Raw genomic sequence first — 206 nt, 5'->3', positions numbered from 1 at the left:
TGGTCCTCGTGCTCCTGTGCCGTCGCCTGCGCGGATGGAGGGATTCCGTCGTCGGCGTCGAGAGCGAACGGAAGAGCGACACGTCGACCGCTGGAGACGAGATCGTCCGTGCCGACGACGAAGGAGAGTCCGTCCGCCCCGGAATCGACCGCCGCCGCTTCTTCGTCCTCGCCGCGCTCGCCGGGGCATCCGCACTGGTCGTGGGC

General features: G+C 69.9%; 1 pseudogene. It reads left to right on the top strand.

Going from position 1 to position 206, the window contains the following annotated elements:
• A pseudogene (locus L687_RS42945) lies at nt 1-206 on the top strand (molybdopterin-dependent oxidoreductase); the annotation flags it as partial.

Origin of the sequence: Microbacterium maritypicum MF109 (assembly GCF_000455825.1) — a bacterium.
In the GTDB taxonomy this organism is placed as follows: Bacteria; Actinomycetota; Actinomycetes; order Actinomycetales; family Microbacteriaceae; genus Microbacterium; species Microbacterium maritypicum_A.
The sequence above is the reverse complement of the archived record's forward strand: the minus strand, read 5'-3'. Positions and strand labels throughout refer to the sequence as shown.